The sequence below is a fragment of the Deltaproteobacteria bacterium genome (assembly GCA_016930875.1).
Lineage (GTDB): Bacteria > Desulfobacterota > Desulfobacteria > Desulfobacterales.
The window spans coordinates 1-10566 of the sequence record JAFGFW010000144.1 but is presented as its reverse complement, the minus strand read 5'-3'; the positions used below and the strand labels follow the sequence as shown (position 1 = coordinate 10566).

The 10566-nt window shown below is 49.9% G+C and carries 9 protein-coding genes; 7 read left to right on the top strand and 2 right to left on the bottom strand.

Translation table 11 applies throughout. The features are described from left to right. The first annotated feature begins 199 nt into the window (after positions 1 to 199). Together JW883_12745 and JW883_12740 are read left to right on the top strand one after the other, a co-directional pair. Entirely contained in the window at positions 200 to 1453 is a 1254-nt protein-coding gene (locus JW883_12745; GenBank protein ID MBN1843132.1) for a cation:proton antiporter, read from the top strand. Positions 1454 to 1595: 142 nt separating this feature from the next. Further along, positions 1596 to 2078 (top strand): metallophosphoesterase family protein, encoded by a 483-nt coding sequence (locus JW883_12740; GenBank protein MBN1843131.1) that lies wholly within the window; start codon positions 1596 to 1598, stop codon positions 2076 to 2078. Between the two features lie 27 nt (positions 2079 to 2105). On the opposite strand, the gene JW883_12735 is transcribed toward JW883_12740, so the two are convergent. Together JW883_12735 and JW883_12730 are read right to left on the bottom strand one after the other, a co-directional pair. Beyond that, entirely contained in the window at positions 2106 to 2690 is a 585-nt protein-coding gene (locus JW883_12735) for a TIGR04211 family SH3 domain-containing protein (GenBank protein MBN1843130.1), read from the bottom strand. Positions 2691 to 2747: 57 nt separating this feature from the next. Then, positions 2748 to 3098, bottom strand: a complete 351-nt coding sequence (locus JW883_12730) for a hypothetical protein (GenBank protein MBN1843129.1) — start codon at positions 3096 to 3098, stop codon at positions 2748 to 2750. Positions 3099 to 3856: 758 nt separating this feature from the next. Here JW883_12730 and JW883_12725 point away from each other — a divergent pair. The 5 genes from JW883_12725 to JW883_12705 all read left to right on the top strand — a co-directional run bounded on the left by JW883_12725 (position 3857) and on the right by JW883_12705 (position 10211). Continuing rightward, positions 3857 to 5833, top strand: a complete 1977-nt coding sequence (locus JW883_12725) for a tetratricopeptide repeat protein (protein MBN1843128.1) — start codon at positions 3857 to 3859, stop codon at positions 5831 to 5833. 371 nt (positions 5834 to 6204) lie between these two features. Beyond that, a complete protein-coding gene (locus JW883_12720; GenBank protein ID MBN1843127.1) occupies positions 6205 to 6429 on the top strand; it encodes a ferrous iron transport protein A in 225 nt (74 codons plus the stop codon). After that, positions 6426 to 8885: a ferrous iron transport protein B gene (gene feoB / locus JW883_12715; GenBank protein MBN1843126.1), complete on the top strand. Its 2460-nt coding sequence runs from the start codon at positions 6426 to 6428 to the stop codon at positions 8883 to 8885. Before JW883_12720 ends, feoB begins: the two co-directional genes overlap by 4 nt. Before the next feature lie 29 nt (positions 8886 to 8914). After that, positions 8915 to 9235 (top strand): hypothetical protein, encoded by a 321-nt coding sequence (locus JW883_12710; protein ID MBN1843125.1) that lies wholly within the window; start codon positions 8915 to 8917, stop codon positions 9233 to 9235. Between the two features lie 154 nt (positions 9236 to 9389). Continuing rightward, positions 9390 to 10211 carry a DUF4198 domain-containing protein gene (locus tag JW883_12705; protein ID MBN1843124.1) on the top strand — a complete coding sequence of 274 codons (822 nt, stop codon included), beginning with the start codon at positions 9390 to 9392 and terminating at the stop codon, positions 10209 to 10211. Positions 10212 to 10566: the final 355 nt, after the last annotated feature.

The following is a 10566-nucleotide window of genomic DNA, read 5'->3' as shown; positions in this document are numbered from 1 at the left end:
GGAACTTAGGGAGAAAATAGCCGTCGCACGACCTTGAGGCTCTCGACAGGTTGAATGTTCGGTATTGGATATGCGTTTTTCATTCGACGTTGGACGTTCGATGTTCGATGTTCGACGTTCATCTTTCAAAACAATTCCGTACGGCGTAAATGTAACCCGTGAACGGTTACGGTTTTCTGCTTCCTGAAGATCGCACACGATGATTACCTCTCAGCTTCTTATAGATCTTCTTCTTATTCTGACTATAGCCTGGGTCATGGGAGGCCTTTTCTCTCGATTCGGGTTGCCGATCATGCTGGGACAGCTACTGGCCGGTGTCGTCCTGGGGCCGCCTCTGTTGGGTCTTGTGAGCTGCTCTCCAGCTATTGCACTAATCGCCGAATTGGGGATCTTCTTTCTCATGTTTTATAGCGGCATGGAAATGGACCCCAAAGAACTCGTAGAACATATCTGGCCTTCTGTTGCCGTAGCTTTAGGGGGGTTTGTTCTGCCCCTTGCCGCGGGATATCTGACAGCCAGAGCATTCGGCGGCACCTTATACCAATCCCTCTTTGTGGGACTGGGTATTTCCATTACAGCGATTGCTGTTCAATCGGCTATACTCCATTCTATGAGGATAAATGAAAGTGAGCTGGGACACATCATCATTGGAGCCGCCATAGTCGACGACATCCTGTCCCTAATGTGTCTGTCAGTACTTTTTGGTTTGGCCAAAACTGGCGCCGTTCAATACATACATTTATCAATCGTTGTTCTTAAAGTGACCGCCTTTTTTGGTTTGACTATCCTTCTGGGACTCTTTGTCGTGCCGAAAATAACTGCAAAGCTCCATGATCGGGAGGGCAAGGCCTTTACATTTGCCGTGGTATCGGCCCTGACAATGGCGTACTTGGCTGAACTGGTGGGTCTTCATCTCATTATTGGGGCTTTTCTCGCCGGACTCTTTGTGAAAAAGGAGATTATGGACACAAGCATATACAATGCTATAAAGGACCGGTTTTTCGGCTTGAGTTATGGATTTCTTGTTCCTATTTTTTTTGCCTCTTTGTCGTGCCATCTCCGATTTTTCTGGGACTGGCGCTTCATGTCTTTCGTATTGACTCTGACGCTGGTCGCCATCCTCGGCAAGCTCATCGGGTGTGGACTGGGCTTGGCTATCTTTAGACGCAATCCTTGGGAATGTACAGTCGTAGGTTTCGGAATGAGCGGTCGAGGCGCTGTAGAACTGGTGGTGGCCACGGTCGTGCTGCAGCTCGGCGACAAGCTAATGTTCACTCAAATGATTACAGAGCCTTTGTTGACGGAAGCCCAATTTTCAGGCCTGGTCCTGATGGCCTTTATAACGACATTGATCGCCCCTCTTTCTCTGAGATGGGCAGTTGTAAGAACATGTTTGCCGGATGAGAAGGCTGCGTTCTGTACGTTATGGAAGCAGGGCATTGACACTGGCTAAAATATGAGCCATTTTCACCACTGAGAAACTATGTCATAGAAGTGAACGGCGGACCTTCGGGGACATGTTTTATCCATGTCCGCCTCGGGATCGAACACCCTTCATACAAGCTGAAAACCGACACATCGAAGAAGAATTCATTATGTCCGGAATAGTGCAAGGCAAGTATGACCATGTCGTGGGTGTCATCTCTGACACTCACGGCCTCTTGCGGCCTGAGGCGGTCGCGATTCTCAAACAGACAGACCTCATCATTCACGCGGGGGACATTGATAATCCTTATGTGCTTAAGGGGCTCAGAGCAATCGCCCCGGTCGTTGCCGTGCGAGGCAATATGGACCAAGGCTCATGGGCTCGTGACCTTCCACGGGCGGAGGTGGTCGAGGTGGGAGAAGTCTCGATGTATATACTACATGATGTATGTGAACTCAATCTGGAGCCAACTGCGGCCGGCTTTAGCGCTGTCATAAGCGGACATACTCACCGGCCTGGCGTTGGGGAAAGCAACGGAGTGCTTTTCTTGAACCCGGGCAGTGCGGGGCCGCAACGGTCCAACCATCCCGTATCCGTAGCCATCATTAATGTTCGGGGACGTTCTTTGACTCCACGGCTAATCGAGTTATAGAATCGCTTTGTGATGTTATGATCATCTTTAATATGATAAGTTACGTTTTCTCGGATTTTTTCCTGCCATCAGTCCGATTACCCAGCCGGACAACAGTACAAGAGCGCCAGTGGCAAACCACTTGTTCCTCTTTGAGGACTTCAAGACCTCGTTCTCCTCGGCTAACCTTTGCGCATTTTTCCGGGCTATTTCATATTTTGTTTTCAATTGCTTGCCTTGCCCATGCTCCCTGCTGACCTTTTCTTCCCATTCCTGGTCAATGCGGGCCAACTTCTCTTTGAGCCGAGCATTCTCACCCCTTAAAGATCTGGTCTGATCCTCCCATGGCATACGCTTGATCAAATAACGACTTAAGACCCATCCCTCCAAGATGCCCTGCTCACCTTCCAAGAGGCGAACACGACTCCAACCGTCTTGAGATTCGTAGATTTCCACAGGCAAACCCGAAGGGACAAACCTAAGGATCTTATTTTCGATACTGGGGCCCCTGCGAAGACTGATTCTGAAAGAATCCGTTATATAGGCCTTTGCGGCCCAGCTCGTCTGGCACAACAAAAACAATCCCAAGGTGACAGCAATGATACGGATACAGAACCTTATAATGATTGCCACTGTGCTACTCCTTTTCCCTGTGTGTCTTTTTCTCTGGAGATTGTGCCTGGTTCACCCCTATGTCTGCCCATCCAGGATCTCCAGGCCAACTAAATAATGACCCTTAAATCGGCCTTCATCATCTCTTGTGATATTTCGAATCTCTGTGTCCCGATGCTCCGGGGGACAATCCGAATCGGTAAAATAATATTTCACGTTGAATGTGTCACCCACCTTTAGCCGGGGCACAATTTCGGAGTCCTGCCTGACCAGAACGCACATGGATGTTGACGCCATATTCCGGATTTTAAAGACATAAGAGGCATTGAGTCCACTTATTGAGATTTCTGCGCGGTGGTACTGATCCAGTAGCCTTTCATGTTCGGATCTTGCATCCTCAGGATTGTAAAGTGCTGCGTATCCCTTCATATATTCCCCTATCAATGCTATGATTTTTAATTAACCTCTGATTTTATACCGTTTTGAAACTACACAAAAAATCTCAGCAAAAATAGTGCCAACAATCGGTACGTGAATCAAGACAGTGTCGCTCCTGCAAATCCAAAGATGCCCTTGCCACCAAGGCACGTCCGACAGCTTATCTGCGTGCTGGACGGCATGAAGGTTCAGGGACTCTTAAACCCCTTCTTTGCTGTCAATTTTTTGTCATCCCTTTGTAAATCCTCAATAACGTGGGGCATGAAGGCTTTTTCTGAAAGGCGATATCTTTTAGGTTATTGGTGCAGGTTTTCGCAGTAGCCAGATGTTTATGATTGCTGGTAGGGTCCTTTTACTCTTGGCAAGGCCTTCGTCTAATCGTCAAAAGTTTGACAAATCCGGAACATCAGGAGCAATGTCCTTTCATCTTTACGAAGCCGTCAAGATTGATGAACTCGCAAAAAGTCCGAATCGGACGGCAAAGTAAAAAGCTCCAAATTCAAGGCGCGCAAATTCTGAGGAATGAGGCGTACATATGGTACGCCGCAGTGACGAAGGATGCAGCGCAACGCCGAAGTTGGACTTTTTACGAAGCCGTCAAGATTGATGGACTTGTATTTCCCTGATTCTTCGGCTTGAGCGAATCCAGGCTGGGTTTTCTGTCAAAAACAAAAAGATTGCTAAAGTTCCTGGACTCAAATATCGAAAAGCTATTGGAGAGGCAACAAATAGCACAGGAGGCCAGACCAATGGATAAGATCTCATCAGGCAGGCTTGCGGGCATAGGCGATCTGTTAGGAAGGACATGGACAATCTACAGGAAACGCATGTGGACTTTGATTGGTTTGGGACTTGTAACAGTCCTGCTGACGATCCTGTCGCTTGTGCCTCCTTTTGGTCTTGGATTTCTCCTTTGGCAGTACATGCCGGATTACAAAAACGTGATCATGCTGGCCAGCATACTCCTGGCTACAGGCAGCGCGGTTTGGGTCGCCAACTGGGGAATGTCAGCCTTTCTTCTGGGAGTTGTGAACGAGCGCTGCGGGATAAAGGAGGCCCTTGAGAAAGCCAAGCCCAAGACACTTGCGCATATGTGGCTTGGGCTGTTGACAGGTCTGATCCTAACTGGCGCGCACATTCTTCTGCTTATCCCCGGGATCATTTTCGCTATCTGGTTTTTCTTCGCGCCCTTTGTTTTCATTGAGGACGACGCTCGTGGGATGAATGCCCTCTTAAAGAGCAAGGCCTACGTTCAGGGCAGATGGTTCGCTGTATTCTGGAGATTGGTCGCCATTTGGCTCCTTACTGTTCTTGTTGCGGCAATACCGATTGCAGGGCAAGTGCTGGCTCTTTTTTTCGTGCCTTTCAGTTTTGTCTACACATTCCTCGTCTATCAAGACCTGAAGGCTCTGCGAGGCAGTTTTGTGTTTAAACCCTCAAAGAAAGAAAAGGCGAGTATCATAGCAACCGGCGCTTTCGGTTGTGTCATGCCGGTCGTCTTGGTGTTCGCCTTCATGGGCTCAATGTGCTTGATGCCATTTTCCGTATTGACAGCCAAGGTGACAGGACAATCGCCTTTCCCAACTGCCATGCAGGAACTCAAGAATCAAGGGCCCGGTATGGGAACCGCAGGCCTGACAGTCACGCGCGGAGCCATTCGTACGGACACCGATGTCAACGAACAGATCCAAGTGCTCCAAGCCACAGGCAAAGAATGGATGAAGCGATCCCAGGCTGCATTCAAACTGGGGCAGATAAAAGACAAGAAAGCGATTGAGCCCCTCATCAAGGCCCTGGCTAATGACGAACACTGGACGGTACGCCAAAATGCCGCCAGGTCTTTAACCGCTCTGGGCGCTCGACAGGCTGTGCCGCATCTGATTCGTGCCCTGGAATCCGACAAGAATGTTTTTGTCCGCACCAGCGCGGCCAAGGCCTTGGGTAAACTGGGCGACAAGAGCGCTGTTGCAGCCCTCACCAAGGCGCTAAAAGATGAAGGAGTCGTAACCACGTTCAAGGATGGAAAGGGTGTGGAAGTCAAAGAAGCAGCCAACGCTGCACAACAAGCCTTGAAGCTCCTGGGCGTCCAGGCAGGACAACGATCTATCGGCACGAAAGGCCTGGCCTCCGCAGCTCCAGGGCCGAAAGAGGAAAAGAAAAAAGAGGCCGAAGCAGGGATCGATACGGCAAAAAATTCTCCTGAGGAAAAGGCCAAAGAGCATAGAAAGACTATCAAAGCCTGTAATAAGGCCATTGAGATGGAGCCCAAAGACAGTCTGGCCTATCACAATCGGGCCGTGGCCCATCTTGAACTCGGCAACTATCAGCAAGCTATTGATGATTTTACAAAGGCGCTCGAATTTGATCCTAACAATGCAACACTCTATTATAACCGGGCTATCGCCTATGGTTTGTTCAACAAACACAAGCAGGCCATTGAAGACGGCATCAAGGCTGTTGAACTCGATCCCAACAATGCGAATGCCTATATTAATCGCGGGATAGACTACATTGCCCTCGATAATTGCGACCGTGCTGTTGACGATTTCACCAAGGCCATCAAGTTCAATACCAAAGATGCCTCAGTCTATTATGCCCGCGGAGTTGCTTACCATAGACTCGGCTCTCAGAAACAGGCTCTCAAGGACTTCAATAAGGCAGCCCAACTGGGCAGCAAGATGGCACAACAATATCTCAAATCCCGGGAGGGGACCCAGAAGTCATAGCCCATTTGCCCAATCTTGCGATACTACCCTTAAGAGCGTTTCAGTTACAACAGGCAACTCTTTTCAATCTCTGCGGTTATCCTGTTGATGCTATGTGTTTAAAGGAGTCAGGAGTCCACCATACAACCGCATAGCTCAACTCTTTGCGCCTGACAAGGGCGTTCCCCAGGTAATCCCATCGCTGTTCTTTCTTTTGTGTAAACCCTCCGTTACATTTTTTCCTTGACACATTCAGCGTCCCGTACTATTGCAAATGAAAATCAGTTAGAGTCTGCCCATTAACTCGGATGCTCGTGTTCCACAAAACACGGTAAATTCGTTTTTGTTTGTAGAGCGCTACGATTTGCGGCGCTATAAGCAAGGAGGAAGAGATGACATTAGATAGGATGAAACCAGGCGCGGAATGTTGCGTCAACAAGCTCACGGCTGAGGACAGGTTGGGCCAGAGGCTCATGGACTTGGGTGTCTACCCAGGTCTGAGATTAAAGGTGGTCCGCAACGCCCCTCTTGAAGATCCCATGGAGCTCGAGCTGGAGGGTTATTACGTGAGTATCCGGCACGAAGAAGCGAGATTTGTGGAGGTTGAACAGCAGTGAAGAGAAAAAAGGCCTTAGTGGCCTTGGCTGGACAGCCCAATAGCGGGAAATCCACGGTGTTCAACGCGCTCACGGGCGCCAGCCAGCATGTCGCCAACTATCCCGGCGTGACAGTTGAGAAAATGACCGGCTCTTACAGGCATGACGGCGCCAAGGTTGAAGTTGTAGATCTTCCCGGGACCTACAGTCTCACCTCATATTCCCTGGAAGAGCGGGTCTCGCGGGACTTTCTACTCCACGAGAAGCCCTCTCTCGTAGTTAATGTGGCGGACGCCTCGAATCTTAAGCGAAATCTCTATCTTACCTTCCAGTTGTTGGAATTGGAGATCCCTGTCGTGGTGGATCTGAACATGATGGATGTGGCAGAAAGAAGAGACATTGAGATTGATACCAAAGAACTGAGCCGTCAGCTCGGGGCTGCTGTGGTTCCCACTGCCATTAAGACCGGAAGGGGCAAAAAGAAACTTCTGGAGTCCATACATGTAGCCTCCCGTTCAAAACAGGTTTGCGAGCCCTTCCGGATTGACTACGGGTCCATGGAGTCCTTCTTGAGCGAGGTTGAAGAAAGAGTCTCCGCGGAAACGGCGATTGCTGCCAGTTATCCCTCCAGGTGGCTTGCGGTCAAGCTCATGGAGGGCGACAGCGAGGCCCGGCGACTGGCCCGAAAACACCTTTTAGGTCCGGACGAGATCCTGGCATTTGTTGAGGAAAAAAGAAAGGAGTTTGAGTCAAAGCACGCAGAGAAGCCGGAAAAGCACATCGCGTTCCGTCGATACCAGGTGGCGGACACTATCAGCAAATCGGCTCTGAAGCGCCAAACCGTCGTCTCGTCGCAATTCCTTTCCGATAAGGCCGATAGATTCATCTGCAACCGCTTCCTTGGACCTGTGATCCTGGTGGGTGTTATTTATCTGCTTTACTATCTTTCCATCGTCCAGGGGTACAACCTCACAAACTACACCTGGCCCTTGCTGGCAAAACTGAGAAGCCTTACAGAGTCTATCCTGCCAAACCCGGGATTCATAGAAGAGCCTGTCATCCGCGCCCTTACTTTATGGTTCGTGGACAGCATCAATGCGCTGTTAAACTATGTCCCAATCTTTTTCATCCTGTTTGGTCTGATCGCCATACTGGAAGATAGCGGGTACATGCCCAGGATGGCCTTCATCCTGGACAGGCTTTTTCAAAGATTCGGCCTCCACGGCCAATCGACCCTGCCCATGGTCCTGGGCGGAATTTATGTGGGCGGATGTGCGGTGCCTGCTGTGATGTCCTGTAAGGGCATCCCGGACGAAAAGGCAAGAATGGCCACCATCCTGACCATTCCGATGTTGAACTGCCTGGCAAAGGTCCCGCTTTATGTCTTGCTGATCAACATATACTTTGCGCAGCATAAGGGCCTGGCCATGTTCTTCATCTCCACCGTAACGCTATTGATGGTGCTTCCTATGGCCAAGATTTTGACCCACACCGTTCTCAAGGATAAAGAAAGCGCTCCATTTATTATGGAGATGCCTCCTTACCACGTACCCACAATTCGGGGCGTTCTCGGCCGTGCGGTACAAAGGGTCTGGCTTTTTATCAGGAAAATCATCACCATCGTGGCGGCTATTGCGATCATCCTCTTTGTGCTTCTCCTATTCCCGGGGCTTAGCGATGAGCGGAAGGTCTATTACAGTACCCAGAAGGATCACGCAACGGCGAAGTTCTACAAAAAGGTAGAAGGGAACCCCTATGCCGAGCACGTACAGGGAAAGAACCTTATGGCATTGGTCATTTATTGGGACAAGTACAAAAAAGCCAAGATGACGGCAAAGGGAAAAGAAGCGGCCAGGGCCATCAACAAAAAATTCAAGGAAGAAAATCCGGTCTTTTTCAAAATTGTGCAACCCAAGAAAGACAAGGACGCGAAAAAGGTAACCCGTGCGTTCAAAAAGGTTTTCTCGGCAAGAAAGAAGCTCTTAAGAGAGATAAAGAAAGAAAAGATCGATAACAGCTTCCTGGGTCGCCTCGGCCAGGCTATGGTGCCCTTCACGCAATGGGCAGGCTTTAACTGGCGTGTTAATGTCTCTTTGCTCGCCTCGTTCGCAGCCAAGGAAAGCAGTGTGGCTACCCTGGGGGCCCTCTATCAACAAGAGGAAGAAGGCGAGAGCCTTGAAAAACGGATGGAAAAAGGCGAGGAGGGATTTACGCCCCTTCACGGCCTGGCGCTGATGCTATTCATGGCCCTGTATCCCCCATGTGTCGCCACAAGCATTATGATTAAGGTTCAGACCGGCCAGATACGGTGGTTGATATTTTCCATGATCGTTCCCACTGTTTTGGGAATTTTCGTGGCAACCCTGGTTTTTTCCGGTGGGAATTTACTTGGTCTGAGCGGGCTGCAGGCCATGTTTGCCTTTTACGGCCTGGCCCTGGCCACAACCATTGGGACGGGTTTTGTCAAGAATAGGTGAAAATTAATTAGGAAAGGAGGTGAATTGTTGTGCAAAGGATTTTTGTTTTGACCGGGTTAGTTGCCTTTAGCCTCTTTGCGGCTGGCCCGGCCCTGGCTCATACTCCCCTTTGTTCGTGCTATGACAACGGGGATGGAACCATTACTTGCGAGGGTGGTTTTTCTGACGGTTCCTCAGCAGCCGGCGTCACCATGAGAGTGGTAGATGCAGCCGGGAAGGTCCTCATACAGGGCCAGATGAACGAAGATAGTGAGTTTACATGCGAGAAACCGGACGGGCTCTATAAGGTTGAGCTTGATGCCGGCCCGGGTCATCTGGTGGAAGTGAAGGGTGAGGATATTGTGGAGTGAGGCTTTCCAGAGACCATTTCACATCGTATTTGACGAACGAGGAGGGGCTGTCCTCCTCGTTCCGGTGGTAAATCGCCCCTGTCTTGCTGGGGAGATCCCTGGAATTCTCATAACACAAGAAAAAAGAAAAAGACAGAATAGAGGAGGATGTATTGTGAAGAAGGCAATATTTGTGTTCGCTGGATTCGTTGTATCTCTGTTGGTTAGTGTTCCTGCTTTTGCTCATTTTCAGATGATTTACACGCCCGAAGCCGCACTGGAAAAGGGAGAAAAGATCGACCTTAAGCTGGTCTTTACCCATCCCTTTGAGGCCGGGCACACCATGGACATGGGCAAGCCCCAACAGTTTTTTGTCATCAGTCAGAGAGGTGAGGAAGGCAAACCGAAAAAGACCGATCTCTTGGGGTCGCTAAAGCCCATCACCTGGAAGAGCCTGACAAACTCGGGCAAAGCTTATGAGGCGACATCCGTTAAAGTCAGAAGTATGGGCGACTATGTGTTTTGCCTTGTTCCCGAGCCATACTACGAGGAGGAAGAAGATATCTACATTCAGCAAATAACAAAAATGGTGCTCAACGTTGCCGGCATCCCCGGCAATTGGGCCGAACCGGTCGGCCTGCCTGCAGAGATCGTCCCTCTAGACAAACCTTACGCCCTGTGGACCGGCAACGTGTTCCGCGGTGTGGTGCTCAGCAATGGCAAGCCCGTTCCAGGCGCTGATGTCGAGGTTGAGTATATTAATCATACGCCAGAAATGAACAAAGACGCCTTCGCCAGGAAAGCAAATGCGGAAACCCCCCAGGATTCCTTCGTAACCATGACCATCAAGACCGACGCCAACGGAATGATCACCTTCGGCATTCCCAAGGCCGGTTGGTGGGGTTTTTGCGCACTCGGTGTTGGCCCCGATGATAAGTACAAGGGCAAAGAGAACTCCCAAGATGCCGTCATTTGGATCAAGGCGGTCGACATGTAACAGCCCACGTTCCACTGATTTCTTCCCCCGTGTGCCGGCACCGGCACACGGGGTGTCTGCGAGCATGGCGGCTTTGTGTGAGAAAATGTAAGCAGGCGCCTGGCAATAGCCGGCCGGCATCGTAATCATTTCGTGCTTTCAAAATGCGGTGCTTTCGTGATAAATTCTCCCTATAGTTGCATAAACAACATGGCAAAAGGTCCTGAAAAGCAATGATAGTCTTTCTTTGCGGCCTCTTTGGGCAGTTTTGAGGAATTCACTGCGAGTTATATCCAGAAAACTAGAAAAACAGCCAAGTTGTTTACCCTTCGGGAAAGCCGAGGATACCGCATCTTCTTTGTTGGCAAGAGTTCGG